Source organism: Hydrogenophaga pseudoflava (assembly GCF_031020795.1).
GTDB classification, from domain to species: domain Bacteria; phylum Pseudomonadota; class Gammaproteobacteria; order Burkholderiales; family Burkholderiaceae_C; genus Hydrogenophaga; species Hydrogenophaga pseudoflava_A.
This window is the reverse complement of record NZ_JAVHJP010000002.1, coordinates 513,839-537,563: the sequence shown is the minus strand read 5'-3', so window position 1 is coordinate 537,563 and position 23,725 is coordinate 513,839. Positions and strand designations below refer to the sequence as shown.

The window sequence follows — 23,725 nt, the reverse complement described above, 5'->3', positions numbered from 1 at the left end:
CCGTCCACGATGCCTGCCTCCTCTCCCGCCCCCTCGCCCTCCCTCGTCGCGCCGCCGCTGATGCGCCGAATGGCCTGCTGGCTGTACGAAGGCATGCTGCTTTTCGGCGTGGTGTTCATTGCCGGGTACCTGTTCTCCACACTCACCCAGACCCGCCACGCGCTGGACAACCGCCACTGGCAACAGGCGTTTCTGTTCATCGTGTTCGGCATCTATTTCGTCTGGTTCTGGTCCAAAGGACAGACATTGGCCATGAAGACCTGGCACATCCGCGTCGTCGATGCCCGCGGACAGGCCCTGACGCAGAAGCGGGCGCTGGTCCGCTATCTGCTCTGCTGGCTGTGGCTCCTGCCACCGCTGGCCGCCGGTGGCATCTTCAAGCTGCCCGCGGGTGAGCTGTCGGTCATCGTCATCGGATGGGTGCTGGTCTGGGCCCTGCTCTCCCGGTTCCACGCCCAGGGGCAGTTTGTTCACGATGCGCTGGCGGGAACCCGCCTGGTGCATTTCAAACCCGATCTGCCGCCGCGGCCTGCCAGGTTCTGGCACCTGTGAGGCAACGCTCAGCATGAACACCGAGCCCACGGACGCCCAGAAGCGGCGACATGGATTGAGCAGGATGTGGCACGCCTTCGGCTATTCCCTGGCGGGTCTGCGTGCGGGCTGGCAGGAAACTGCCTTGCGCCAGGAGATGCTTGCGGCGGCGCTGCTGCTGCCCTTGTCGGTCTGGCTGGGGCACACCTGGGTGGAGGCGGTGTTGCTGGCGGGCTCCGTGCTGCTGGTCCTGATCGTCGAGTTGCTCAACACCGGCGTGGAATCGGCCATCGACCGCATCGGGCCGGAGTGGCACGAACTCTCGAAACGCGCCAAGGACATGGGCAGTGCGGCGGTGCTGCTCAGCCTGGTGCTGTGTGCCGGCACCTGGGGCGCAGCCCTCTTTCATCGAATCTCATGACAACACCTGCGTTCTCTCTCTGCGTCTACTGTGGCTCGCGACCGGGGGCCCATCCTGCGTATGCGCAGGTTGCGAGATCGGTCGGCGAGTGGATCGGTCGCCACGGCGGCCAGCTGGTCTATGGCGGAGGACACAACGGCCTGATGGGGCTGCTGGCCGATGCGACGCTGGCGGCCGGCGGACGAGTGGTCGGCATCATCCCGAAGGCGCTGGTGGAGCGGGAATGGGCCCACAGGGGCTGCAGCGAACTGCATGTGGTCGACACCATGCACGAGCGCAAGCGCATGATGGCCGAACGGGCCGACGCCTTCCTCGCCCTTCCAGGTGGCATCGGCACGTTCGAGGAATTCTTCGAAGTCTGGACCTGGCGACAGCTGGGCTACCACGACAAGCCCGTGGGCCTGCTCAATGTCGAGGGCTATTACGACGGTCTTCTGGGCTTCATGCAGACCGGTGTCGACCAGCAGTTCATGGGGCCCTGGCAGATGGAGCTGATCCGTGTGGGAACCGACTGGCAGCAATTGCTGCCTGAGCTGGTGCAGGCCGGGGGCGTCACGCCCGCCGACCGCCTGGACCGCATTTAAACGGCGGTTTCGTCCTCTTCCCCGGTGCGGATGCGCACCACGCGCTCGACCGGCGTCACGAAGATCTTGCCGTCGCCGATCTTGCCGGTGCGGGCGGCCCGCACGATGGCGTCGACGCACCGGTCCACGTCGTCCGACTTCACGACCACTTCCAGCTTCACCTTCGGCAGGAAGTCCACCACATATTCAGCACCACGGTAGAGCTCGGTGTGTCCCTTCTGACGACCGAACCCTTTGACCTCGGTCACGGTCAGACCGGTCACGCCCTGTTCGGCGAGCGCCTCCCGAACCTCTTCCAGCTTGAACGGTTTGATGACGGCGGTGATCTGCTTCATGTCGGGGTCTCCAGTCTGGCGGGCAAAGTTGCCGGAGGATTATGCCCAAGGGGGCCTGTCCCCACAGTGCACTCGGGCGTGTCAGGCGCGGTACCGGCTCGTGATCGGGTAGCGCCAGTCCTTGCCAAAGCTGCGATGCGTCACGCGAATGCCGATGGGCGCCTGGCGCCGCTTGTACTCGTTGACGCGTATCAGCCGCACCACCTTGTCCACATCGGCCTGCGGATAACCCTCTGCCACGATCTGCGCGGGGCTGCGGTCGTTCTCCATGTAGCGCTCGATGATGGCGTCCAGCACCTCGTATTCCGGCAAGCTGTCCTGGTCTGTCTGGTCCGGGCGCAGTTCGGCGCTGGGCGGCCGCGTGATGATGCGATCGGGAATGGGATTGGCGCCGGAGCCATACGGGTCGTGGGCGTTGCGCCAGCGTGCCAGGCGGAACACCATGGTCTTGGCGACGTCCTTGATGACCGCAAAACCGCCGGCCATGTCGCCGTAGAGCGTGCAGTACCCGGTGGCCATCTCGCTCTTGTTGCCGGTGGTCAGCACGATGGAGCCGAACTTGTTGGACAGCGCCATCAGCAGCGTGCCGCGGATGCGTGCCTGCAGGTTTTCTTCGGTGGTGTCTTCTGCACGCCCCTCGAACAGCGGGTTGAGCGACGCCCGGAACGACTCGAACTCGGGTGCGATGGCGATCTCGTCGTAGCGCACCCCCAGACGCGCCGCCATGTCGCGTGCATCGATCCACGAAATGTCCGCGGTGTAAGGGGAAGGCATCATCACCGCCCGGACGCGGTCCTTGCCCAGCGCATCGACCGCAATGGCCAGTACCAAGGCTGAGTCAATACCACCCGACAGCCCGAGCAGCGCCCCTGGAAACCCGTTCTTGCCCAGGTAGTCGCGCACCCCCAGCACCAGCGCGTGCCAGAGATCGGCCTCCGGACTGTGGGGCCGGTCCACAGACGCCTCGATCAGCCAGCCGCCGCCCGCACGAGTCATGGCGATGTCGAACATGACCTGTTCAAAGCTGATGGCGCGGCCCGCGAGCGCTCCGTCGGCGCCCAGCACGAAACTGCGCCCTTCGAACACGATCTCGTCCTGCCCCCCCACCAGGTGGGCATACACGAGGGGCAGGCCGACCGCCCGCGCGCGTTCGCGCATGGTGGATTCCCGCTCGCCCCCCTTGCCCGTGTGAAACGGCGAGGCGTTGATGATCACCAGCACCTCGGCCCCGGCGGCGCGCGCGTCGGCCGCGGGCTCGTCGAACCAGGCGTCCTCGCAGATCAGCAAGCCAATTTTTACTAACTCGCCAGCGCGGTCCGGAACCTCAAACACACAGGCTTCGCTTCCGGGAACAAAGTAGCGCCGCTCATCGAACACCTGGTAATTGGGCAGTTCCCGCTTGGCGTAGCTGTGTGTGATGCGCCCCTCGCAGAGCACACTCGCGGCGTTGTACAGACTCGCCACCGACACGCTTCGGCTGCGAACCCCGGTGTCACCCAGTCTGCGGGCAGGATGTCCCACCACGATGTGCAGGCCTTTGAGGTCGGCCGTGCCGCTGGCGATCGCTTTGAGCGCATCATCACAGGCGTTGATGAACGCGGGTCGCAGAAACAGGTCCTCGGCGGCGTAGCCGCACAGCGCCAGTTCAGGAGTCACGAGGAGTTGTGCCCCGTCCGCATGGGCACTGCGCGCCGCTTCCACAATGCGCCTGGCATTGCCAGTCATGTCCCCCACCACGAAATTGAGCTGGGCCACACAAATCTTGAGCGTCATGGAATCGGAACCAAGGGGAACAACACAGGAAACAGACACCGGAGCCCAGGGCCCCGGCAAGGGGGACAAAGATTATGTCACCCGGGTATTCGATGCGCCGTCAGAAATCCCGCTTGCCGAGTGGAACGCCCTGCTGGCGCTGGATGGGGACCCAAGCCCCTTCATGCGGCTGGAGTATCTGGTAGCGCTTGATGCCAGCGGCAGCGCGACGCGCCGCACCGGGTGGCGCCCGGCTTTCATGACCCTGTGGGACGGTGGGGAGATGGCTGCGGCCTGCCCGCTGTACCTGAAGCAGCACTCCTACGGCGAGTACGTGTTCGACTGGGCGTGGGCCAACGCCTACGAACAGCACGGGCTGTCCTACTACCCCAAGGCCCTGGTGGCGGTACCCTTCACGCCGGTACCAGGTGCCAGGCTGCTGGCGCGCGACGACGCCGCGCGCGCTGCGTTGGTACAGGCACTGGTCCGTCATTGCAAGGACCAGCGGCTCTCGTCGCTGCACCTGCTGTTCGGCCAGCCGCGCGACCTGCAGGCCTGTGCCGACGCTGGGTTGATGCTGCGTCACACGGTGCAGTTTCATTGGCACAACCGGGACCATGCCGACTTCGAACAGTTCCTGAACAGTCTGCAGCAGGACAAGCGAAAAAAGATCCGCCAGGAACGGCGCAAGGTGGCCGAGGCCGGCGTGCGCTTTCGCCATGCGCAGGGACGGGAGATAGGTCCCGCCGACTGGCGTTTCTTCTACAGCTGCTACGAACGGACCTATCTGGAGCACGGCAATGCCCCTTATCTCCGGCCGGAGTTTTTCGTCCGCATGGCCAACGACATGCCCGAGCACTGGCTGATGTTCATCGCCGAGCGGGATGGCCGCCCGATCGCCAGCAGTCTCGTGGGCATCGATGCAGAGCGGCGGGTGGCGTACGGCCGTTACTGGGGAGCGCTGGAACGTGTGGACTGCCTCCATTTCGAGGCGTGCTACTACCAGCCTCTGAACTGGTGCATCGACCATGGCTACATTCGGTTCGAGGGCGGCGCCCAGGGTGAACACAAGATGGCCCGCGCGCTTCTGCCGGTGCGCACCAGCAGCGCCCACTGGCTGGCCCATCCGGCGTTTTCCGATGCGGTGGCGCGTTTCCTGGAGCGCGAGGAAAGCGGCGTGGACAACTATCTCGCACACCTTGCCGAACGCAACCCGGTCCGTGCAGGCAGCGGGGGCCCCGCTGCGACCATCCCCGACAATCTGTCGTAAGCACGCTGCACGCGGGACGCTGTTCAAGGAATGCATCACGACTCGAGGCGGTCGGCGCGCACGCATACTCGTAGCAGCTTGTTACACCCTCCCTACAATCCCGAACCATGGACCCGACAGACGCCTTCTTTACCCAGACCGTTGTGGGCGCACCGTTCACCGTGCTGCTCGGTCGACGTCGCCAACCCGGCGGCACCGGTGCAGAAGGCCTGCAAGTCGATCTGGCCACGGGCGAAAGCCGACTGAGCCGGCTCTGGAACGAATGGGCGTTGCTCCACCATGCCACCCCTCCGGGCTCAGCGAGGATGCGACCCGGTCGTGTCCGGCGCCTGATGGAGCGTCATGCGCTATGGATGGCTGCTCTGGGCCTGCTGTCGCTGACCGGCTCGGCCATCTCCTGGGGGGTCCTGCTGTGGAAATGAAGTTGCCACAGGACACGCTGACGATCGACCCTGTTGCGATGAACGTGGTCAACCGGGTGGCCGCCGGCAGCCGGCTGGCGGGAGACCTGCTGTTTGAAGGCGGTCTGCTGGTGCAGGGTGAGATCTCCGGGCAAATCCGGGTCAACGGGCGGCTCATCATCTGGAAGGGCGGCGTGGTGCGGGGCTCGGTGCGGGTGCAGGGCGACCTGTACCTCTTCGGCCAGCTTGGTCTGCCCGACGGCGCGGCCCAGGATACGCAGCTGGAGTGCCATGGCATGGCCTATGTGGCCCAGACCGGCATGTCCACCGGAACCCTGATGGCCAAACGCCTGCAGTTGTACGAGGGCGCGGATCTTCGCGGGCCTTTCAAGACGCTAAAGTTGGGAAGCACCGTGCCCGTGTTGCATGATGCCCAGCCCCAGCAGCCCTTGAGAGCACCCGGAAGCCGATCATGAAAGCACGCCGCTACATCCCGCCCGAACGCCATCTCGAACAGCCCCCAGGATCCCCGACCATGATGAACGACCAGAACAGCTTCCCCGCCATGCCCATGCCGGAACAGGAGCCCGCATCCGACGCGCCGCAGGCCCTGGAGGTGGATGTGGGACGGGCCATGCCGCCGGCCATGGCCGAACCGATTCCCATGCTGCAGGCGCAGGGTGGCAATGTGCCCGTGGTCGATGCGACCGAGGTGGCCTCGGCACGCAGCATGCTGGCCGACGGCATGCACTTCGTGGGCAACGCCCTGCTCAAGGGACCTTTCAGCGTCGCGGGCCAGATCGATGGCAACCTCACCCAGGCCGAAGGCATCCAGGTCTCGGTGGTGGTCACCGAGACCGGGCGCGTCAAAGGGGACATCACCGCCCACAAGATCTCCGTCATGGGACACACCGACGGCGTGCTCGATTCGGGTCAGGGTGAAGTGTCCCTGCACGATTCCGCCAGTGTCCACGGGCTGGTGCGCTACGGGCGCATCCAGGTCAACGGCGCCGACCTCAACGCGACGCTCGAACGCGTGGCACCCGCCCGGAAAATGAACTGACGGTCTCATGCAGTGGCCGCGGAGCGAACACCCGCAACCGCCCTCGCCCCGCCAGCCGTCGATCCCCGGCTCCGAGGCGCTGCGGCTGGCCGCGCTCCAGGCCAGCTGGCGCAGGGACCGGCGTGTCGCCCGGCGCAGAATCGCCTGGCGCTGGATGGTCTGGTTCGCCCAGCGCTACCTGCCCTGGCTGGTGGTGGCGCTCGCGCTGCTGATCGTGGCGGGATACCTGTCGGGCCGGCTTCCGGCGTCGTCCAAGGCCGAACCACGCATGGTCGAAGCAGAGGCCGCGGTCTACGCGCCCGAGCCCGTCTCCGCGACAACAGCCGAGGCAGCGCCTCTCGAGGCCGTTGCAGAGACAGACTCAGGCCCATTGAAACTGGAGGTCAGCGTGCAGATCGAACGCACCGCGAGGGTCGCGACAACGGCCATCGAAGCACCGACATCTCCCGATACACTCACCCTCACCCCTGAAAACTGGTTGCACAGCAAGGAGCCCTGACCTCATGAGCCACAACCCCGCGTCCACGCGCCTCGTTCCGGCCGAGCGCCTCTCCGCCATCACCAGCCTGATCGCAGAAGGCGCTGTGTTCGACGGCAACTTTCACACCAGCCGTGACCAGGGCATCAAGGTGGACGGCCAGCTCAAAGGCAACATCACCTTCGAAACCGGCGGCACGTTGCATGTTGGAGCCACGGGCGTGGTCGAGAACACCCGGCTGGAGGCGGACTACGTGTTCATAGAGGGCAAGGTGATCGGCACCGTGATCGCCCGCAAGGCACTGGAGATCACCGGCTCGGCCACGCTGATCGGCGATGCAAGCTACGACGAGCTGATCGACATGCACCCGCGCGCCCGCGTGCGCGGCAAGATCGAATACCGGGGCGACATCGACGCGGCGCCCAACTGATTCAGGCCCGCAACGCCCACAAAAAAGCCTGCCATGTGGCAGGCTTTTTTGTGTCCAGCACCAGGGCGGTGGAGCCGCGTTCAGTCGAGAGACTTGTTGTAGGCGGCGATGCCGTCCATGATTTCCTTGTGGGCGGACTCGGGGCCTTCCCAGCCAGCCACCTTGACCCACTTGCCCTGCTCGAGGTCCTTGTAGTGCTCGAAGAAGTGCTCGATGGCTTTCAAGCGCATCGGATTCAGATCCTCGGGCTTGGTCCAGCGGCTGTACAGCGACAGGATCTTGTTGGTCGGCACAGCCAGCACCTTGCCGTCTTCGCCGGCCTCGTCGGTCATCTTCAGGATGCCGATGGCGCGGCAAGGCACCACGACGCCGGGCATGAGCGGCACGGGGGTGACCACCAGCACATCCACCGGGTCGCCGTCGCCGGCAATGGTCTTGGGCACATAACCGTAGTTGGTCGGGTAGTGCATGGCGGTGTTCATGAAACGGTCCACGAAGATCGCGCCCGATTCCTTGTCCACCTCGTACTTGATCGGATCGCCGTTCATGGGGATCTCGATGATGACGTTGAAGGCTTCGGGGATCTTGTCGCCAGGGGTGACGTTGTCGAGAGACATGGGTTCTTTGGAAAGTTGAGGAAAACGCTAGTGATTAACCCTGATTTTACTGATTCCAACCTGACTTCCTGATCCACATCAGTTCGCTCTTGAAGCAATTCCCGCTACATTCGACCCGTTGGCCAATCGCCCTGCCCCACCTTCCCGGGTGCGTGACGGACGCGAGGAAGCAACGCAGCGGGGGTCGTCCTCTCAGCGTTGCCCCCTCCAAGTCAAACGTTACGGAGCAGGAGAAATCTATGGTTGGACAAACTGCGCTGATCTTTGCGCTGGTGTGTGGACTGGTGGCCGTGGTCTATGGTTTCTGGTCCCGCAGCTGGATTCTTTCCCAGGACGCGGGCAACGCCCGCATGCAGGAAATCGCCGGGGCCATCCAGGCCGGCGCTGCCGCCTACCTCGCCAAGCAATACACGACCATCGGCATCGTCGGTGTGGTTCTGGCCGTGTTGATCGGCGTGTTTCTTGACGGCCCCACCGCCATCGGCTTCGTGCTCGGCGCGGTGCTCTCAGGTGCCTGCGGCTTCATCGGCATGAACATTTCTGTGCGTGCCAACGTGCGCACCGCACAGGCCGCCACCCGAGGCATCGGCCCGGCGCTGGATGTGGCCTTCCGCGGCGGCGCCATCACCGGCATGCTGGTGGTGGGCCTGGGCCTGCTGGGGGTGGCCGGCTTCTTCTGGTTCCTGGTCGGCAACGGCAACCTCACGCCCGACAAGAACCTGGCCAAGCTGCTGAACCCGCTGATCGGTTTCGCCTTCGGCTCTTCGCTGATCTCCATCTTCGCGCGCCTGGGTGGCGGCATCTTCACCAAAGGCGCCGACGTCGGAGCCGACCTGGTGGGAAAGGTGGAAGCCGGCATCCCTGAGGACGATCCGCGCAACCCCGCCGTGATCGCCGACAACGTGGGCGACAACGTCGGCGACTGCGCCGGCATGGCGGCCGACCTGTTCGAGACGTATGCGGTCACGCTGATCGCCACCATGGTGCTGGGCGCCCTGATGGTGGCGGCCGCGCCAATGCAGGCGGTGATGTACCCCCTGGTGCTGGGCGGCGTGTCCATCATCGCCTCCATCATCGGCTGCTTTTTCGTCAAGGCCAGCCCCGGCATGAAGAACGTGATGCCGGCGCTCTACAAGGGCCTGGCCATCGCCGGTGCGCTCTCGCTGATCGCCTTCTACTTCGTCACAACGGCCATCATTCCGGACAACGCCATCGCTGCGTCCGGCAGCCAGATGCGCCTGTTTGGCGCCACGGTGGTGGGTCTGGTGCTGACCGCTGCGCTGGTGTGGATCACCGAGTTCTACACCGGCACGCAGTATTCGCCGGTGCGCCACATCGCACAGGCCTCCACCACCGGCCACGGCACCAACATCATCGCGGGCCTGGGCGTGTCGATGCGCTCCACCGCCTGGCCGGTGCTGTTCGTCTGTGTCGCCATCATGGCGGCCTACTCGCTGGCCGGCCTGTACGGCATCGCCGTGGCCGCCACCTCCATGCTCAGCATGGCCGGCATCGTGGTCGCACTGGACGCCTATGGCCCCATCACCGACAACGCCGGCGGCATTGCAGAAATGGCCGAACTGCCCAGCAGCGTGCGCGACATCACCGACCCGCTGGACGCCGTGGGCAACACCACCAAGGCCGTGACCAAGGGCTACGCCATCGGCTCGGCCGGTCTGGCTTCCCTGGTGCTGTTCGCCGACTACACCCACAAGCTGGAAACCTACGGTCACGCAGTCAGCTTCGACCTGTCCGACCCGATGGTGATCATCGGCTTGTTCATCGGCGGCCTGATCCCCTACCTGTTCGGCGCCATGGCGATGGAGGCGGTTGGCCGCGCGGCCGGGGCGGTGGTGGTCGAGGTGCGCCGCCAGTTCAAGGAGATTGCCGGCATCATGGAAGGCACGGCCAAGCCCGAGTACGGCAAGGCCGTGGGCATGCTCACGGGTGCGGCCATCAAGGAAATGATCGTGCCCAGCCTGCTGCCGGTGGTGGTGCCGATCCTGGTCGGCGTGTTCCTCGGGCCCAAGGCCCTCGGCGGCCTGCTCATGGGCACCATCGTGACGGGTCTGTTCGTGGCGATCTCCATGTGCACCGGCGGCGGTGCCTGGGACAACGCCAAGAAGTACATCGAGGATGGCCACCACGGCGGCAAGGGCAGCGAAGCCCACAAGGCAGCCGTGACCGGTGACACCGTGGGCGACCCCTACAAGGACACCGCCGGCCCGGCCGTGAACCCGCTGATCAAGATCATCAACATCGTCGCGCTGCTCATCGTGCCGCTGCTGCCGATGGTCTGAGTGCCGCGCACACCTGCTCCGGTGTGCCATGGCAGCATGGCCCCGGAGCAGAGTGTTCTCAGGTCGCGGGCGGCCGGGCCAGTCGCCGCACCACTTCACTGGCCACCGGCGTCATGGCGGGGAGTTCAGCCACCCGCCCCTGTTCGATGGCCCGCAGAATCAGCTCGTTGATGCCTCCCACGGCTGCCAGCGCCAGCCCCTCGTCGATGACGCTCTCCCCTGGCCCGCGGCGAAGGGTCTCTGCCATGAAAGCGGCCAACGCATCCATGACGTCCCGGCGGGCCCTTTCTCCCGCCGCTCCCAGATGGTGGACCTCGATGAACAGGGTGCGCAGCAGTTCTGGATTGGCCGCCATGTGCGAGAGGTAGGCCTGCAGCGCCTGCTCCAGCTGTTGCTGCCAGGGCCGCCCGGCAGACACCGAGTCGCTCAATGTTTTCAGGGCGTTCATGCTCACCGCCCGGTACAGGGCCAGGAAGCAGGCGTCCTTGCTTTCGAAGTGCTCATAGAACGTGCGCTTGGACACACCCGCCTCTCGCACCACGTCGGCAATGGTCACCTCGGCCAGGCCCTTGGCGGCCGCCATGCTGGCCATGCCTTGCAGCAGTCGCCGACGGTGTTCGCTGCCGATGACGGTCTCGGGTGTGGTCTGGTTCGACGCCATGTCCGACATCTTAGGCGGCATGGTCATTCGGGATGGCCGGCTTGACACCCGCAAGTGAAAGCCAGACCATGGCGCTCCCGGTACCAACGGGTACCAATACCCATGACCCGCCATGACCGAACTTGTCGTCCGCCGCCTGCTGATCGATCTGGACCAGCCCATCGAACGCCACTGGTGCCGAGGCGACGCCTTCCTGACCGCCTGGTTCAATGCCCTGTCCATGAGCTTCCCGCTCGGCGAGCAGTTCTTTATCGACTCGGTGCGCGCCGGCTTCAAGGCCCTGCCTTCGGAGCGGCAGGAGGCGCTGCGCGGCGAGGTCCAGGGCTTTGTGGGCCAGGAGGCGACCCATCGCCGCATCCACAGCCTGTTCAATGCCCAGATCGAGAAGCACGGACTGCGCAACCACTGGGAGCCCCGGGCGCGTCGGCGACTGGCGCTGATGCAGGGAGCTGATGTGCGCCACGGTGTGGCCATCACCGCCGCCAACGAGCACTTCACCGCCCTCTTCGCCGAGTGGCTGCTGTCGCACCCCGAGCTTCTGGAGGGCAGCGATCCCCGCCTGAAGACGCTGTGGCTGTGGCACAGCGCCGAGGAGGCCGAGCACAAATCCACGGCCTTCGACATCTACCAGGCCCTGGGCGGCAGCCACGCCTGGCGCGTACGCTGGATGCGCCGCGTGACCGTGTTCTTCCTGGGCGATGCGCTGCGCCAGACCGTCTCCAATCTGCGCGCCGACGGCACGCTCTGGCACTGGTCCACCTGGCGCAGCGCAGCCCGCCACCTGCTGGGGAGCGACGGGTTGTTGCGGGCCAGCTATGTTCCGTGGAAACACTATTTCCGCCGCGACTTCCATCCGGACCAGCACCACAGCGATCTGTCCGAGCGCTGGCTGCAAGCCCACGCACAGGCCTTCGAACGCGTCGGCGCCGGCGCCTGACTCCGCGAAAACATTGACCCTTTCCGGAACCCCTGCGTCCGGGCCCGGGTATGCGGGGTCGACCATAATCGAGTCATGTCCGAACGCGTGATTCCCCTGATCGACCAGCGCCTGAAGGCCCGCGCCGCGGTCGTTCCCACCACCCCGATCGCCGCCACCGGTCTGCTCGGCGATGCACTGGGGCGGCCGCTGCGCGACCTGCGCATCAGCGTCACCGACCGCTGCAACTTCCGCTGCAGTTACTGCATGCCCAAGTCGATCTTCGACAAGGACTATCCCTACCTGCCGCACAGCGCGCTGCTGAGCTTCGAGGAAATCACCCGCATCGCGCGCCAGTTTGTGGCCCACGGCGTGCAGAAGATCCGCCTCACCGGCGGTGAACCGCTGCTGCGCAAGAACATCGAAATCCTGATCGAACAGCTGGCCGCGCTGCGCACCACCGAAGGCCGGCCGCTGGACATCACGCTGACCACCAACGGCTCGCTGCTGGAGCGCAAGGCGCGCGACCTCAAGGCCGCCGGCCTGCGGCGCGTGACCGTGAGCCTGGACGGGCTGGACGACGCGGTCTTCCGCGCCATGAACGATGTCGACTTTCCGGTGGCAGACGTGCTGCGCGGCATCGAGGCGGCCCGCGAGGCTGGCCTTGGGCCGGTGAAGATCAACATGGTGGTCAAGCGCGGCACCAACGAGCACGAAATTCTGCCGATGGCGCGCCACTTCAAAGGCACCGGCGCGGTGCTGCGCTTCATCGAGTACATGGACGTGGGCGCCACCAACGGCTGGCGCATGGACGAGGTGATGCCCAGTGCGGAGGTGGTCCGACACATCCATCAGGAGCTGCCGCTGGTGCAGCTGGAACCGTCGGCGCCCGGTGAAACCGCCGAGCGCTGGGGTTATGCCGACGGCAGCGGCGAGATCGGCGTGATCAGCAGCGTGACGCAGGCCTTCTGCCGCGACTGCAACCGCGCCCGCCTCTCCACCGAAGGCAAGCTCTATCTCTGCCTGTTCGCTACCCAGGGCCACGACCTCAAGCCGCTGGTGCGCGGCGGCGCCAGCGACGCGGAGCTCGCCAGCGCCATCGCCGCCATCTGGCAAGGCCGCGACGACCGCTACTCGGAACTGCGTGCCTCGATGCCGCCGGACCAGAGCACGGGCGGGCGCCGCATCGAAATGAGCTACATCGGGGGCTGAGCGCATGCAGGCGGGAGACATTACGGGGCTGGTCCTGGCCGGCGGGCGCGGCTCGCGCATGGGCGGCATCGACAAGGGGCTGCAGAACTTCCACGGCACACCGCTGGCGCTGAACGCGCTGATGCGGCTGCAGATGCAGGAAGGCGGAGTGGTCGGCGACCTGATGATCAACGCCAACCGCAACCTCTCCGCCTACGAGGCCTTCGGTGCTCCGGTCTGGCCCGACACGCTCGACGGCTTCGCTGGACCGCTGGCGGGTTTTCTCACCGGTCTGGAGCGCTGTGAAACGCCCTGGCTGCTGACCGTGCCCTGCGACTCGCCGCGCTTTCCGCTCGACCTGGCACAGCGCCTCGCTCAGGCCGTCGAGGCACCCGACACCGACATCGCGATGGCCGCCGCGCGCGAGGACGACGGACAGTGGCGTGCCCAGCCGGTGTTCTGCCTGATGAGGGTGGACCTGCTCGAAAGCCTGTCCGAGTTCATGCGCGGCGGTGGCCGCAAGATCGACCGCTGGACCGCACAACACCGCACCGTGGTGGTTCCGTTCGACCACCCAGGCGACGACCCGCTGGCGTTCGCCAACGCCAACACGCTGGACGAACTGCACGCCCTCGAAAAGCCCTGACCGACCGATGAAAACGATTGAACAGATTGCCGCCGAACTGCAGGGCTACGACCCCAAGGCGCTCAAGGCCGCGGACGTCAATGAGTTTCTGGCCCGGCTGGTGACGCCGGTCGTCGAAACAGAGGCCTGCAGCGTATTCGACGCCCTCGGACGTGTGCTGGCCGAGGACGTCGTCTCGCCGATCAGCGTGCCGCCGCACGACAACTCCGCCATGGACGGTTTTGCGTTCGATGGCAGCCAGCTGCAAGCCGGACAGCCGCTCGCGCTGCGCTGCCTGGGCACCGCTTTCGCCGGCCAGGCCTGGAGTGGTCAGGCCAACGCAGGCGACTGCGTGAAGATCATGACCGGCGCCATCATGCCTACGGGCACCGACACGGTGGTGCCCGTAGAGTTCGTGAAATTCGAGGGCGACATGGTCACGGTGCCGGCCGACGTGGTGCGCCGGGGCGACAACCGCCGCCTGCTGGGCGAAGACCTGATGGCCGGCCGCCCCGCCCTGACACAAGGCCAGAGCTTGGGGCCGGCCGCGCTGGGCCTGATCGCCAGCCTCGGTCTGCCCACCGTGCCGGTGTTCCGGCGCCTGAAGGTGGCCTATTTCTCGACCGGCGACGAGATTCTGAGTCTGGGCGAAGCGCCGCGCGAAGGCGCGGTCTACGACAGCAACCGCTACACCGTCTTCGGCCTGCTCAGCCGCATGGGCATCGAGGTGGTCGACATGGGCGTGATCAGGGACGAGCCGGCTGCGCTCGAGGCCGCGTTCCGTCGCGCAGCGTCCGAGGCTGATGCCATCATCACCAGCGGTGGCGTGAGCATGGGCGAGGCCGACCACACCAAGGCCATGATGAAGCAGCTGGGCGACGTGGCGTTCTGGCGCATCGCGATGCGGCCCGGCCGGCCCATGGCCGTGGGACGGATCGTTCAGGACGGGCAGTCGTCGGTCCTGTTCGGCTTGCCTGGCAACCCGGTGGCGGTGATGGTCACCTTCCTGGCTTTCGTGCGCCCTGCCCTGCAGCGCATGATGGGTGCGCAGGTCACCGAGCCCATTTTGCTCAAGGCCCACAGTGCCGAAGCATTGCGCAAGAAGCCCGGCCGCACCGAGTACCAGCGCGGCGTTGTCACCCGCGAGGCCGATGGCACGCTGCGCGTGCGTACCACCGGCAACCAGGGCTCGGGTGTGCTGCGTTCAATGGTGGAAGGCAATGGCCTGATCGTGCTGCACCACGACCAGGGCCATGTGGCGGTGGGCGATCCGGTCGACGTGATGATGTTCGATGGCGTGATCTGAGGCGCCTCAGAGCCAGCGCCTCACCCGTGCCATGTAGGCGCGGTATTCCTCGCCGAACAGTAAGAGCAACGCCCGCTCTTCGGGCACGATCTGGAACCGGGTGAGGTACAGCACATAGGCCACCGGCCCCAGCAGCAGCGCCGGCCACTGAGCAAGGTAGACCCCCCAGGCCAGCAGCAGGAACACCATGCCGACGTACATCGGGTTGCGGGTGATGCGGTAGACGCCGCGCGTGACCAGCGAGGATGCACGCTCGGGGCGCAGCGGATTGACCGTGGTGCGCGAGGCGCGGAAAGCCAGCAGACCGGCCAGGTCGAACGACAGGCCCACCAGCACCAGCAGCAGCACCGACCACCCGTCCACGCCGGTGGGCACATGCCACTGCGGGCCACCTGAGAACCAGGCCATCAGCAGCGCGGTGACCAGGCCCACCAGGGGCGGCGGCACGCGGTGTTCGAGCCAGCTCATCGGATCACCACCGGTCAGCCGGGAGGCTCACTTGGCCACCAGCACGTCACCGGTGTGCGCCGGCTGGTCAGGCTCCTGCGGGAGCACACGCGAGCCGTGCCTGGCGCGCGCCAGCAGCATGTACATGGTCGGCACCACGAAGATGGTCAGCAGCGTGCCGACCGACATGCCACCCACGATGACCCAGCCGATCTGCTGCCGGCTCTCGGCGCCCGCGCCCGAGGCCAGCGCCAGCGGAAGGGCACCCAGCACCATGGCGCCGGTGGTCATCAGGATGGGGCGCAGGCGCAGCGCGGCGGCCGCGGTCACCGCCTCCAGCTTGGACTGGCCCTGCTCGCGCAACTGGTTGGCGAACTCCACGATCAGGATGCCGTGCTTGGAGATCAGCCCCACCAGCGTGATCAGGCCGATCTGGCTGAACACGTTGAGCGTGCCGCCGGTGAGGCGCAGCGCCGCCAGCGCGCCCAGCATGGACAGCGGCACCGACAGCAGGATGATGAACGGGTCCACGAAGCTTTCGAACTGGGCCGCCAGCACCAGAAAGATGAACAGCAGCGCCAGCGCAAACACGATGACCAGCGAGCCGGACGAACTGCGGAACTCGCGGCTCTGGCCATTGAGGTCGGTGGTGTAACCCGGCGGCAGCACCTCGGCCGCGATGTTGTTCATGATCTGCAGCGCATCGCCCAGCGCCAGCTCGGGACCGAGGTTGGCGGTGATGGAGGCGCTGCGCCGCTGGCCGAAGTGGTTGAGCTCGCGCGGCACCACCACCTCGCTGACCTTGACCAGAGACGCCAGCGGGATCATGGCGTCGCCTCGCCCGCGCACGAACAGGCGGTCGATGTCGTCGGGCGCACTGCGTTGCGCACTGTCGGTCTGCACCACCACGTCGTACTGCTCGCCGCCCTGCTTGTAGCGGGTCACGGTGCGTCCGCCCAGCAGCGTTTCCACTGTGCGGGCGATGGCGTCCACGCTCACGCCCATGTCGGCGGCGCGCTCGCGGTCCACATCCATGCGGATTTCGGGCTTGTTCAGCCGCAGGTCGGTATCGACCTGCTGGAACCCGGGGTACTTCGCCATCTCGTCCTGGAAGCGCCGCACGGTGCGCGAGAGGTTCTCGTAGCTGTCGCTGGTGATGATGACGAAGTTGATCGGCCGCTCGCGGAAGCCCTGGCCCAGCGACGGCGGCGTGATCGGGAAGGCGCTGATGCCCGGCAACGCGCCGATCTTGGGCTGCAGCTCGCGGGCGATTTCCAGCGTGCTGCGCTCCCGCTCTTCCCACGGCGTGGCCCGAAGGAACACCGAGCCCTGGGCCACGGTCGGGTTGCCGATGTTGGCGAAGATGCGGTCGAACTCGGGGTAGTTCTGGCCGATGCGCTCGACCGCTTCGGCGTAGCGCCGCGTGTAGTTCAGCGTGGCGCCGTCCGGGCCGTTGATGTTGACCAGGATCACGCCCCGGTCCTCCAGCGGCACGAGCTCCTGCTTGGTGGTCTTGAGCAGCCACCAACTGCCCACCGCGCTGGCGAGCATGATGCCCACCACCAGCCAGCGCACCCGCAGCGCGCCGGCCAGCGCCCGGCTGTAGCCGCGGGTGATGGCCACCAGCACACGCTCCATGCCGCGGTCGAACCAGCCCGGGTTGGGGTTGTGGCGCAGCAGCTTGCTGCTCATCATGGGCGAGAGCGTCAGCGCCACGAAGCCCGAGACCACCACCGCGCCGGCCAGGGCGAGCGCGAACTCGGCGAACAGGCGGCCGGTGCGCCCGGGTGTGAAGGCCAGCGGCGCATACACCGCCGCCAGCGTCAGCGTCATGGCCACCACCGCGAAGCCGATCTCGCGCGCGCCCTTGATCGCCGCATCAAACGGTTTCATGCCCTCCTCGATGTGGCGGTAGATGTTCTCCAGCACCACGATGGCGTCGTCCACCACCAGCCCGATGGCCAGCACCAGCGCCAGCAGCGTCAGCGTGTTGATGGAAAAGCCGAACAGCGCCATCAGCGCGAAGGCACCGATCAGGCTGACGGGAATCGTGACCAGCGGAATGATGGAGGCGCGCAGCGTGCGCAGGAACACAAAGATCACCAGCGCCACGAGCACCACGGCTTCCGCGATGGTGGTGTAGACCGCCTTGATCGAGCGGTCGATGAAGACCGAGTTGTCGTTGGCGATGTCGACGTTGATGCCGGGCGGCAGGTCGGCCTTGACCTTCTCCAGCAGCTGGCGTACGCCAGCGGAGAGCTCCAGGGGGTTGGCCGTGGCCTGGCGGATCACGCCCAGCGACACCGAGTCGCGGCCGTTCAGCCGCACCGAGCTGCGCTCGTCCTGCGGACCCTGCACCACCCGCGCCACATCGCCCAGCCGGATCGGCAGCCCGTTGACATTGCGGATGGTGATGTCGCGGAACTGCTGCGGCGTCTGCAGGTCGGTGGCTGCGGTCACGTTGAACTCGCGCTGGCTGCTTTCGATGCGGCCGGCCGGCACCTCCAGGTTGGAGCGCCGCAGTGCGTCCTCGATGTCCTGCACCGTGAGCCGGTAGGCCGCCAGGCGGTCCGGGTCGGCCCAGATGCGCATGGAATATTTGCGCTCGCCGAACACCCGCACCTCGGCGGCACCGGGCGCGGTCTGCAACACCGGCTTGGCGATGCGGTTGGCCAGGTCGGACAACTGCAGGGCGCTGTGGGTGTCCGACGTCATGGCCAGCCAGATCACCGGAAAGGCATCGGCCTCCACCTTGGCGATCACCGGCTCGTCGATGCCCTGGGGCAGGCGCTGGCGCACACGGCTGACCTTGTCGCGCACGTCGGCGGCGGCGGAGTCGGGGTCGCGCTCGAGCTTGAAGCGCACGGTGATCTGGCTGCGTTCCTGGCGGCTGATGGACGTGATCACGTCCACGCCCTCGATGCCGGCAATCGAGTCTTCCAGCGGCTTGCTCACCTGCGACTCGACCACCTCGCTGGAGGCCCCGGTGAAGGTGGTGCTGACGGTGACCGTGGGCTCGTCGATCTTCGGGTACTCGCGCACCGTCAGCCCCTGGAAGGCCACCAGGCCCACCAGCAGGATCAACAGGGACAGCACGCTCGCGAAGACCGGGCGGCGGATGGCAATCTCGGGCAGTTGCATGGTCGGACTCCTGTGCGGTGCGGGAGGACCTCAGCCCGCGGCCGCGGGCTTGCCACCCGCCGGCGCCTCACCCGGCTTCGCAGCAGGCGCACCGGCCGGCGGCCCACCCTTGCCAGCACCCGGCTGGCCACCTTCGGGCCGGCTCATGTCCACCACCCGCACAGCCGTTCCGTCCTGCTGCAGGCGCTGCTGTCCCGCGACCACCACCGTGTCGCCCGCCGCCACCCCCTCGGTGATCTCCACCTGACCGGCACGGCGCACACCGATGCGGACTTCGGTGCGCTGGGTGACCAGCTTGGCGCCATCGCCCTCGCCTTCCTTGCGCAGCTTGATGACGAACTGCTTGCCCGCCTGCGGCACGATGGCCTCCTCGGGCACCACCAGGGCCGCGTCGTTGACCGAAAACACCGTGTTGACCCGCGCGAACATGCCCGGGCGCAGGTCTTTGGCTGCGTTCGAGGGCAGCACCGCGCGAACCGCCACAGAGCGCCCATTGGCGTCGAGCAGGGGATCGACCGCCTGGATGCGGGCCTGGAAGCTCTGCCCCGGCAGCGCATCGAGTTGCACCTGCACCGACTGACCCGCCGCCACCAGGCCCTGGTAGCGCTCGGGCAGGCGGAAATCCACCGTCAGCTGCGAGGTGTCTTCGAGGTTGATCAGGTCGGCCCCATCCTTGACGTACTCGCCGAGGTTGATGTTGATCAGGCCCACCGTGCCATCGAATGGCGCCACCACGCGCATGCGCGCCAGCCGCGCCTGCGCCAGCGACACCTGGGCCTCGGCCACCTGCAGGGCGGCCCGGCTTTCGTCGAGCACACGCTGGGCCACGAAGGCCTGGGCCACCAGTTCCTCGTTGCGCCGGAGGTTGGCCCGCGCAATCGACAGCTGCGCCTGGGCCTGGCTCAACTCCGCCTTCTGCAGCGTGTCGTCCATCTGCACCAGAAGCTGCCCCTTGCGCACCCGGGCACCATCGGAGACTGCGATCTGAACGATTCGGCCAGCCACCTCGGGCCGCAGGGTCACGCTCTGGCGCGAGCGCAGCGTGCCGACCGACTGGGCATCGTCCTGCAACCGCCGGGTCTGGACCTTGGTGACCTCGACCCCTGGCATGCCACCACCGCCTCCGGGGCGTCCTGCCGAGCCGTTGTTGGCGGGCGATGCCATGCCGGCGGAGGCCTGCGGGGCACCCGAAGCGGGCCGATTCTGGTACCACCAGGCGCTGGCCGAGGCCAGCGCAATGCCGCCCACCGCGACCCAGACGTAGAGTTTTTGTGCCATGTGTTCTTCGCGCCCACGAAGGCCTCATCCGGCGGCGCGGCTGCGAATGAGACGGAGAAAGAAACGCAATGTATCAGCGCTGACGCTGCTGCGTTGCACAAGTTCCCCAAGCCCCGCGCGAACGGTGGCCCGTTCATCGGAGGTTCATCAACGGGCGCGGTTCAGGCGGGCACGCCCCGGTTGGCCAGGGCGTCGGCGCGTTCGTTGCCGGGGTCGCCGGCATGGCCCTTGACCCAGTGCCACTCGATCTTGTGGGTGCCCTGGTGCACCAGCGTGTCCAGGCGCTGCCACAGATCGGCATTCTTCACCGGCTGTTTGGCCGCGGTCTTCCAGCCCTTGGCCTTCCAACCGTGGATCCACTCGGTGATCCCCTTGCGCACGTACTCGCTGTCAAGGTAGAGCGCCACCACGCAGGGGCGCTTGAGCGCGGCCAGGCCTTCGATGACCGCCGTCAGCTCCATGCGGTTGTTGGTGGTCTCGCGCTCGCCCCCCCACAGCTCCTTTTCGTGCCCGCCCGATTTCAGGTAGACCCCCCAGCCGCCCGGGCCGGGATTGCCCTTGCAGGCGCCATCGGTGTACATCACCACGTGGTTCAAATTCAATGCTCCAGAAAGGCGTCTTCAGCGCCGGTTGGCAATCGTCACGGGGGCTGTGCCCGAGGCCCGCCGGGGTCGCCAGGCGGGCCCCAGCAGCCGCACGCCCCGCACCCGCTTGACCGCGACAAAAAAATAGACCGATCCGAAGATGGGCCACCAGCGGGCACCGGCGCGGTCCATCCACGCGAACCGCTGCAGCCAGTGGTCGCTGTGCACCGCAGGCCGGTAGCAGCCGAAGTGCTGCGACTCGACTTCCAGGCCCAGCAGCCGGAACCAGTCCCGCAGCCGCCCCGAACCGATGAATTCACCGGCCTCGGGCAGGTACAGCTCCGACAGGCCCAGCGCAGAAATCCCGAACCGGCCCATCAGCCGCGCGCGGCTCTGGCGCAGCCCCCAGAAACTGTTGGGGTTGAAGCCCGCCACCACCACACGCCCCTCGGGCACGAGCACGCGCTCAACTTCGCGCAGCACATGGTGCGGGTCGGCGCTCAGCTCGAGGGTGTGCGGCAACACCACCAGATCCAGGCTGGCCGCAGAAAAGGGCAACGCGGCGGCGTTGGTGACCAGGGCCACGCCAGGAAAAGAAAGTGCGTCCTCAGATACAAGGCTGTCCGCGACCGGGGCGTCCGTTTCCACGGTAGCTCCCACGGGGTTCAGCATTTCTTCGGGCAAGGCCAGCCACCGGTGGGGCATGCGGTTGGCCGCCAGCGCCTGCAATTCCGGGAGCCCCAGCTGCAGGGCGTTGTAGCCGAACAGGTTCGCCACCGAACGATCAAACTGGCCCTGTTCCCACTCGAGCAGGTAGCGCCCCGGAGGGGTCTGGAACCAATCGGTCAAACTTATAATCCGGTGATTCATTCTGGGTGTTCAAGCGACGGTCTTTGCGGGCCGCAACCCGGTCCCGCCCGGTACTCTACACGCCCTGCCCCACAGTGCGAGCCCCATGACCCTGCTCCCTCTGCCCGCGTTCAACGACAACTACATCTGGGTGCTGCACGACGGTCGGCGCGCGCTCGTGGTGGACCCGGGCGAATCCGAGGGTGTGATGAAGTGGCTCGTGTCCGAAGGCGTCGTGCTCGACACCATCTTGGTCACCCACCACCATGGTGATCACACGGGGGGCGTGGACGCCTTGAGGCTGGCCACCGGTGCACGGGTGATCGGCCCGGCGCATGAGGTCGTTCCCGAACCCCTGCAGCGTGTGGCCGATGGCGACAGCATCGAGACGCTGGGCCTGCGCTTCGAGGTGCTGGACGTGCCGGGGCACACGGCGGGCCACATCGCCTATCACTGTGCCGAGGTGGTCGGCCGGCCCCTGCTGTTCTGCGGCGACACGCTGTTTTCCGCCGGCTGTGGCCGACTCTTCGAAGGCACACCCGAGCAGATGCTCGCTTCGCTCGACCGCCTGGCGGCCCTGCCGGATGACACCCGGGTGTGCTGCACCCACGAATACACGCTGTCCAATCTGCGGTTCGCCCGGGCCGTGGATCCGGCCAACACGGACCTGCAGACGTACGAACAACACTGCCAGGCGCTGAGGGAGCGGAACCTTCCCACGCTGCCCAGCTCCATCGGGCTGGAAAAGCGGATCAACCCCTTTCTTCGCGTGCGCGCGCCGGCCCTGTCGGAAGCGGCCCGCCGCCATGACCCCGAGACCCCTTCCGACGCACTGGGCGTGTTCACGACACTGCGTGCCTGGAAAAACGTGTTCCAGTAGTCCATGAACTTCTTTTCTTCGTTGTCCGTCCGTGCGCGCCGTTCGGCACGTCCTGCCAAGGTGCTCACCGGCCTCGGACTCGTGGCTCTTCTGGCCGCCTGTGCAAGCACCCCGCTGCCGCCCCATGTGCCTCCGCAGGCGCCTCAAACGCTGCCTTCCACACCCAGCAGCACGCCGCCCCTGCCCTCCGTGTCCCAGGCTCCCCGCGTCCTGGCGCCCCATGCGCCGCTGAGCGAGATTTCCATCGCCTCTGCCACACCGCCGCCGGTCACCATGCTGGCCGCGCCACTGGACATCTGGGAGCGCATCCGCCGGGGCCTCTCGATGCAGGACCTCGACGGGGAGCTGGTGCGCGACCGCGAGCAGTGGTACGCCTCCCGGCCCGACTACATCCAGCGCATGACCGAGCGCTCAAGCCGCTACCTGTTCCACATCGTCGAAGAGATCGAGCGGCGCAACCTGCCGATGGAACTGGCGCTGCTGCCCTTCATCGAGAGTGCCTTCAACCCGCAAGCGGTCTCCAGCGCCCGCGCCGCCGGCATGTGGCAGTTCATGCCTGCCACCGGGCAGTCTTTCGACCTCAAGCAGAACGTGTTCCGCGACGACCGCCGCGACGTGCTGGCGTCGACGCGCGCGGCGCTCGACTACCTCGAGCAGCTGCATGCGCGGTTCGGCGACTGGCACCTGGCGCTGGCCGCGTACAACTGGGGACAAGGCAACGTCAACCGGGCCATCACCCGCAACCAGCGCGAGGGCCGCTCCACCAGCTACACCGACCTGAACATGCCGCTGGAAACGCGCATGTACGTGCCCAAGCTGCAGGCGGTCGAAAACATCGTCGCGCGGCCCGAGATGTTCGGCACCGTGCTGCCCTCCATCGGCAACCACCCCTTCTTCGACACCCTTACGATCGAACGCGACATGGACGTGTCGCTGATCGCGAGCCTGGCGGACATCAGCGAACGCGACTTCCGCACGCTCAACCCGTCCATCAAGCAACCGCTGGTGATGGCCGCCGGTACGCCGAACATCCTGCTGCCCTGGGACAACGCCAAGGTGTTCGAGGAAAAACTCAAGTCCTACCGCGGCCCGCTGGCTTCGTGGACCGCCTGGGTGGCGCCCACCACCATGGGCCTAGACCAGGTGGCCCGCCAGGTCGGCATGAGCGAGTCGGAGCTGCGCGAGGTCAACAACATCCCGCCGCGCATGAAGGTCCGGGCCGGCTCAAGCCTGCTGGTCCACCGCAGTGGAACGCGCGACCGGGACGTCAGCGAGTTCGTGGCCGACAACGCCCAGCTCAGCCTGGCACCGGAGGTCGTGCTCAAGCGCACCGTGGTGCGTGCCCGCAAGGGGGACACACTGGCCCGCGTGGCGCAGCGCTACCGCGTGAGCACCGTCAGCGTGGCCGGCTGGAACGGCCTGTCGGTCAACGCGAAGCTCAGGTCGGGGCAGCGCCTCACCCTGATGCTGCCCAAATCGGTCAGCGTGGCCGAACGCGCGCCAGCCCGCTCGGCGAAGGCGAGCAAGGCTGCCCGCGGCCAGCAAGCCAGCCTCAAGAAGCCGGTGCGCGCGGTGAAGGCGGCCAAAGGGAAGCAACGCAGCGTGCGGGTCGCCTCGGAAGACCGGGCCGGACGCAAGACCGCCAAACGCTGAAGGCGCAGGTGC

Annotated in this window: 25 protein-coding genes; 16 read left to right on the top strand and 9 right to left on the bottom strand. The window is 66.8% G+C overall.

Annotated elements, in window-relative coordinates:
- Nucleotides 1-9 precede the first annotated feature (9 nt).
- From RCO38_RS08280 to RCO38_RS08270, 3 genes are read left to right on the top strand one after another with little or no spacing between them, the layout of a single operon-like run.
- The gene (locus tag RCO38_RS08280) at nucleotides 10-552 is read left to right on the top strand and encodes an RDD family protein (protein ID WP_308327818.1); all 543 of its coding nucleotides are present in this window, start codon (nucleotides 10-12) and stop codon (nucleotides 550-552) included.
- Nucleotides 553-565: 13 nt separating this feature from the next.
- Nucleotides 566-952, top strand: a complete 387-nt coding sequence (locus tag RCO38_RS08275) for a diacylglycerol kinase (protein WP_308327817.1) — start codon at nucleotides 566-568, stop codon at nucleotides 950-952.
- Nucleotides 949-1,536 carry an LOG family protein gene (locus tag RCO38_RS08270; protein WP_308327816.1) on the top strand — a complete coding sequence of 196 codons (588 nt, stop codon included), beginning with the start codon at nucleotides 949-951 and terminating at the stop codon, nucleotides 1,534-1,536. The genes RCO38_RS08275 and RCO38_RS08270 overlap by 4 nt, the downstream gene beginning before the upstream one ends.
- Here the strand turns inward: RCO38_RS08270 and RCO38_RS08265 are convergent.
- Nucleotides 1,533-1,871 (bottom strand): P-II family nitrogen regulator, encoded by a 339-nt coding sequence (locus tag RCO38_RS08265; protein WP_066263643.1) that lies wholly within the window; start codon nucleotides 1,869-1,871, stop codon nucleotides 1,533-1,535. The genes RCO38_RS08270 and RCO38_RS08265 overlap by 4 nt on opposite strands.
- A gap of 81 nt (nucleotides 1,872-1,952) precedes the next feature.
- Nucleotides 1,953-3,644 (bottom strand): NAD+ synthase, encoded by a 1,692-nt coding sequence (locus RCO38_RS08260; protein ID WP_308327815.1) that lies wholly within the window; start codon nucleotides 3,642-3,644, stop codon nucleotides 1,953-1,955.
- Here RCO38_RS08260 and RCO38_RS08255 point away from each other — a divergent pair.
- The 6 genes from RCO38_RS08255 to RCO38_RS08230 all read left to right on the top strand — a co-directional run bounded on the left by RCO38_RS08255 (nucleotide 3,643) and on the right by RCO38_RS08230 (nucleotide 7,265).
- The gene (locus RCO38_RS08255; protein WP_308327814.1) at nucleotides 3,643-4,893 is read left to right on the top strand and encodes a GNAT family N-acetyltransferase; all 1,251 of its coding nucleotides are present in this window, start codon (nucleotides 3,643-3,645) and stop codon (nucleotides 4,891-4,893) included. The two genes, RCO38_RS08260 and RCO38_RS08255, sit on opposite strands and share 2 nt — an antisense overlap.
- A gap of 107 nt (nucleotides 4,894-5,000) precedes the next feature.
- On the top strand, nucleotides 5,001-5,315 hold the full coding sequence (locus RCO38_RS08250; protein WP_308327813.1) for a hypothetical protein: 315 nt from the start codon (nucleotides 5,001-5,003) through the stop codon (nucleotides 5,313-5,315).
- Nucleotides 5,312-5,770, top strand: a complete 459-nt coding sequence (locus RCO38_RS08245; protein ID WP_308327812.1) for a bactofilin family protein — start codon at nucleotides 5,312-5,314, stop codon at nucleotides 5,768-5,770. The genes RCO38_RS08250 and RCO38_RS08245 overlap by 4 nt, the downstream gene beginning before the upstream one ends.
- Complete coding sequence (locus RCO38_RS08240; RefSeq protein ID WP_308327811.1) at nucleotides 5,767-6,357, top strand: bactofilin family protein; 591 nt, start codon at nucleotides 5,767-5,769, stop codon at nucleotides 6,355-6,357. The genes RCO38_RS08245 and RCO38_RS08240 overlap by 4 nt, the downstream gene beginning before the upstream one ends.
- Before the next feature lie 154 nt (nucleotides 6,358-6,511).
- Nucleotides 6,512-6,856, top strand: a complete 345-nt coding sequence (locus tag RCO38_RS08235) for a hypothetical protein (protein ID WP_308327810.1) — start codon at nucleotides 6,512-6,514, stop codon at nucleotides 6,854-6,856.
- 4 nt (nucleotides 6,857-6,860) lie between these two features.
- On the top strand, nucleotides 6,861-7,265 hold the full coding sequence (locus RCO38_RS08230; protein ID WP_308327809.1) for a bactofilin family protein: 405 nt from the start codon (nucleotides 6,861-6,863) through the stop codon (nucleotides 7,263-7,265).
- 80 nt (nucleotides 7,266-7,345) lie between these two features.
- Here RCO38_RS08230 and ppa read toward each other — a convergent pair whose 3' ends face one another.
- A complete protein-coding gene (gene ppa, locus RCO38_RS08225; RefSeq protein ID WP_308327808.1) occupies nucleotides 7,346-7,882 on the bottom strand; it encodes an inorganic diphosphatase in 537 nt (178 codons plus the stop codon).
- A 239-nt stretch (nucleotides 7,883-8,121) separates the two neighbouring features.
- On the opposite strand from ppa, the gene RCO38_RS08220 reads away from it, so the two are divergent.
- Complete coding sequence (locus RCO38_RS08220; protein ID WP_308327807.1) at nucleotides 8,122-10,182, top strand: sodium-translocating pyrophosphatase; 2,061 nt, start codon at nucleotides 8,122-8,124, stop codon at nucleotides 10,180-10,182.
- Between the two features lie 58 nt (nucleotides 10,183-10,240).
- Here RCO38_RS08220 and RCO38_RS08215 read toward each other — a convergent pair whose 3' ends face one another.
- Nucleotides 10,241-10,870: a TetR/AcrR family transcriptional regulator gene (locus RCO38_RS08215; RefSeq protein WP_308327806.1), complete on the bottom strand. Its 630-nt coding sequence runs from the start codon at nucleotides 10,868-10,870 to the stop codon at nucleotides 10,241-10,243.
- Nucleotides 10,871-10,955: 85 nt separating this feature from the next.
- On the opposite strand from RCO38_RS08215, the gene RCO38_RS08210 reads away from it, so the two are divergent.
- The 4 genes from RCO38_RS08210 to moeA all read left to right on the top strand — a co-directional run bounded on the left by RCO38_RS08210 (nucleotide 10,956) and on the right by moeA (nucleotide 14,881).
- Nucleotides 10,956-11,780, top strand: coding sequence for a metal-dependent hydrolase (locus RCO38_RS08210; RefSeq protein WP_308327805.1), 825 nt, complete (start codon nucleotides 10,956-10,958; stop codon nucleotides 11,778-11,780).
- Between the two features lie 75 nt (nucleotides 11,781-11,855).
- Nucleotides 11,856-12,971, top strand: a complete 1,116-nt coding sequence (gene moaA / locus RCO38_RS08205; RefSeq protein WP_308327804.1) for a GTP 3',8-cyclase MoaA — start codon at nucleotides 11,856-11,858, stop codon at nucleotides 12,969-12,971.
- Between the two features lie 4 nt (nucleotides 12,972-12,975).
- Nucleotides 12,976-13,596: a molybdenum cofactor guanylyltransferase MobA gene (gene mobA, locus RCO38_RS08200; protein ID WP_308327803.1), complete on the top strand. Its 621-nt coding sequence runs from the start codon at nucleotides 12,976-12,978 to the stop codon at nucleotides 13,594-13,596.
- A 7-nt stretch (nucleotides 13,597-13,603) separates the two neighbouring features.
- Complete coding sequence (moeA, locus tag RCO38_RS08195; protein ID WP_308327802.1) at nucleotides 13,604-14,881, top strand: molybdopterin molybdotransferase MoeA; 1,278 nt, start codon at nucleotides 13,604-13,606, stop codon at nucleotides 14,879-14,881.
- Nucleotides 14,882-14,887: 6 nt separating this feature from the next.
- Here the strand turns inward: moeA and RCO38_RS08190 are convergent, their stop codons facing one another.
- From RCO38_RS08190 to RCO38_RS08170, 5 genes are all read right to left on the bottom strand, one after another.
- A complete protein-coding gene (locus RCO38_RS08190; protein ID WP_308327801.1) occupies nucleotides 14,888-15,349 on the bottom strand; it encodes a methyltransferase family protein in 462 nt (153 codons plus the stop codon).
- A gap of 27 nt (nucleotides 15,350-15,376) precedes the next feature.
- Nucleotides 15,377-18,469 carry an efflux RND transporter permease subunit gene (locus RCO38_RS08185; protein WP_308327800.1) on the bottom strand — a complete coding sequence of 1,031 codons (3,093 nt, stop codon included), beginning with the start codon at nucleotides 18,467-18,469 and terminating at the stop codon, nucleotides 15,377-15,379.
- Nucleotides 18,470-18,499: 30 nt separating this feature from the next.
- Nucleotides 18,500-19,747, bottom strand: coding sequence for an efflux RND transporter periplasmic adaptor subunit (locus RCO38_RS08180; RefSeq protein ID WP_308327799.1), 1,248 nt, complete (start codon nucleotides 19,745-19,747; stop codon nucleotides 18,500-18,502).
- A gap of 161 nt (nucleotides 19,748-19,908) precedes the next feature.
- Nucleotides 19,909-20,343 carry a ribonuclease HI gene (rnhA, locus tag RCO38_RS08175; RefSeq protein ID WP_308327798.1) on the bottom strand — a complete coding sequence of 145 codons (435 nt, stop codon included), beginning with the start codon at nucleotides 20,341-20,343 and terminating at the stop codon, nucleotides 19,909-19,911.
- Between the two features lie 24 nt (nucleotides 20,344-20,367).
- Nucleotides 20,368-21,180, bottom strand: a complete 813-nt coding sequence (locus RCO38_RS08170; RefSeq protein ID WP_308327797.1) for a class I SAM-dependent methyltransferase — start codon at nucleotides 21,178-21,180, stop codon at nucleotides 20,368-20,370.
- Nucleotides 21,181-21,286: 106 nt separating this feature from the next.
- On the opposite strand from RCO38_RS08170, the gene gloB reads away from it, so the two are divergent.
- Entirely contained in the window at nucleotides 21,287-22,060 is a 774-nt protein-coding gene (gene gloB, locus RCO38_RS08165) for a hydroxyacylglutathione hydrolase (RefSeq protein ID WP_308327796.1), read from the top strand.
- 3 nt (nucleotides 22,061-22,063) lie between these two features.
- On the top strand, nucleotides 22,064-23,713 hold the full coding sequence (locus RCO38_RS08160) for a transglycosylase SLT domain-containing protein (RefSeq protein WP_308327795.1): 1,650 nt from the start codon (nucleotides 22,064-22,066) through the stop codon (nucleotides 23,711-23,713).
- Nucleotides 23,714-23,725 lie beyond the last annotated feature (12 nt).

What these genes read in the sequence shown, in the direction of transcription:
- RCO38_RS08280 (WP_308327818.1), top strand. Translation starts at nt 10, where the DNA reads ATGCCTGCCTCCTCTCCCGCCCCCTCGCCCTCCCTCGTCGCGCCGCCG.
- RCO38_RS08275 (WP_308327817.1), top strand. Translation starts at nt 566, where the DNA reads ATGAACACCGAGCCCACGGACGCCCAGAAGCGGCGACATGGATTGAGC.
- RCO38_RS08270 (WP_308327816.1), top strand. Translation starts at nt 949, where the DNA reads ATGACAACACCTGCGTTCTCTCTCTGCGTCTACTGTGGCTCGCGACCG.
- RCO38_RS08265 (WP_066263643.1), bottom strand. Translation starts at nt 1,871, where the DNA reads ATGAAGCAGATCACCGCCGTCATCAAACCGTTCAAGCTGGAAGAGGTT.
- RCO38_RS08255 (WP_308327814.1), top strand. Translation starts at nt 3,643, where the DNA reads ATGGAATCGGAACCAAGGGGAACAACACAGGAAACAGACACCGGAGCC.
- RCO38_RS08260 (WP_308327815.1), bottom strand. Translation starts at nt 3,644, where the DNA reads ATGACGCTCAAGATTTGTGTGGCCCAGCTCAATTTCGTGGTGGGGGAC.
- RCO38_RS08250 (WP_308327813.1), top strand. Translation starts at nt 5,001, where the DNA reads ATGGACCCGACAGACGCCTTCTTTACCCAGACCGTTGTGGGCGCACCG.
- RCO38_RS08245 (WP_308327812.1), top strand. Translation starts at nt 5,312, where the DNA reads ATGAAGTTGCCACAGGACACGCTGACGATCGACCCTGTTGCGATGAAC.
- RCO38_RS08240 (WP_308327811.1), top strand. Translation starts at nt 5,767, where the DNA reads ATGAAAGCACGCCGCTACATCCCGCCCGAACGCCATCTCGAACAGCCC.
- RCO38_RS08235 (WP_308327810.1), top strand. Translation starts at nt 6,512, where the DNA reads ATGGTCTGGTTCGCCCAGCGCTACCTGCCCTGGCTGGTGGTGGCGCTC.
- RCO38_RS08230 (WP_308327809.1), top strand. Translation starts at nt 6,861, where the DNA reads ATGAGCCACAACCCCGCGTCCACGCGCCTCGTTCCGGCCGAGCGCCTC.
- ppa (WP_308327808.1), bottom strand. Translation starts at nt 7,882, where the DNA reads ATGTCTCTCGACAACGTCACCCCTGGCGACAAGATCCCCGAAGCCTTC.
- RCO38_RS08220 (WP_308327807.1), top strand. Translation starts at nt 8,122, where the DNA reads ATGGTTGGACAAACTGCGCTGATCTTTGCGCTGGTGTGTGGACTGGTG.
- RCO38_RS08215 (WP_308327806.1), bottom strand. Translation starts at nt 10,870, where the DNA reads ATGACCATGCCGCCTAAGATGTCGGACATGGCGTCGAACCAGACCACA.
- RCO38_RS08210 (WP_308327805.1), top strand. Translation starts at nt 10,956, where the DNA reads ATGACCGAACTTGTCGTCCGCCGCCTGCTGATCGATCTGGACCAGCCC.
- moaA (WP_308327804.1), top strand. Translation starts at nt 11,856, where the DNA reads ATGTCCGAACGCGTGATTCCCCTGATCGACCAGCGCCTGAAGGCCCGC.
- mobA (WP_308327803.1), top strand. Translation starts at nt 12,976, where the DNA reads ATGCAGGCGGGAGACATTACGGGGCTGGTCCTGGCCGGCGGGCGCGGC.
- moeA (WP_308327802.1), top strand. Translation starts at nt 13,604, where the DNA reads ATGAAAACGATTGAACAGATTGCCGCCGAACTGCAGGGCTACGACCCC.
- RCO38_RS08190 (WP_308327801.1), bottom strand. Translation starts at nt 15,349, where the DNA reads ATGAGCTGGCTCGAACACCGCGTGCCGCCGCCCCTGGTGGGCCTGGTC.
- RCO38_RS08185 (WP_308327800.1), bottom strand. Translation starts at nt 18,469, where the DNA reads ATGCAACTGCCCGAGATTGCCATCCGCCGCCCGGTCTTCGCGAGCGTG.
- RCO38_RS08180 (WP_308327799.1), bottom strand. Translation starts at nt 19,747, where the DNA reads ATGGCACAAAAACTCTACGTCTGGGTCGCGGTGGGCGGCATTGCGCTG.
- gloB (WP_308327796.1), top strand. Translation starts at nt 21,287, where the DNA reads ATGACCCTGCTCCCTCTGCCCGCGTTCAACGACAACTACATCTGGGTG.
- RCO38_RS08160 (WP_308327795.1), top strand. Translation starts at nt 22,064, where the DNA reads ATGAACTTCTTTTCTTCGTTGTCCGTCCGTGCGCGCCGTTCGGCACGT.